Genomic DNA, 616 nt, shown 5'->3' with positions numbered 1-616 from the left:
CCCTAAGCGGCGGTAAGTAGATCTGTGCAACATTAAGTCGATAATACAAATCTTGGCGGAACTCTTCATGATCGTTGAGATCTTCTTTCGCGGCAGCGATCACTCGCAAATCCACATTGATCTGCTGGTTACCACCAACTCGCTCGACAGTATGTTCTTGCAATGAGCGCAGCACTTTCACTTGCATTGAAAGCGGCATACTCTCGATTTCATCAAAAAACAGCGTGCCTTTGTCGGCGTATTCGAGTTTGCCAATCCGTCGTTTACTTGCTCCGGTAAAAGCGCCGGGCTCGTGACCAAACAGCTCACTTTCGAACAGATTTTCGGGAATCGCGCCACAATTTATTGGCACAAAACGATGTAATTTTCGTTGGCTTTCTTTATGCAGACTGGTAGCCACCAGCTCTTTACCACAGCCAGTTTCACCATAAATAATGACGTTGGTATCAATACGCGCTAGCTTTGCAACTTGTTCACGCAATTGCTGCATGACTCGGCTTCGGCCAATCAGCACTTCTTCGAGCCCACTTACGCTCGCAAGATATTCTTGACGATCTTGCGTTGACGTCTGCGCTCGATAAGTCTCGACCGCTTCCGTCACACGTTGCGAGAGTCG

Annotated in this window: 1 protein-coding gene; it reads right to left on the bottom strand. The window is 48.2% G+C overall.

Annotation, left to right across the window (positions count from 1 at the left end; genetic code table 11):
- Positions 1-616, bottom strand: a 616-nt coding sequence (locus R8N47_RS26405; protein ID WP_318186256.1) for a sigma-54 factor interaction domain-containing protein, incomplete at both ends; no start/stop codon positions are given.

The organism is Vibrio sp. 2132-1 (assembly GCF_033344315.1).
Note: the sequence above shows the minus strand (reverse complement) of the source record. Positions and strands in the feature narration are given on the sequence as shown.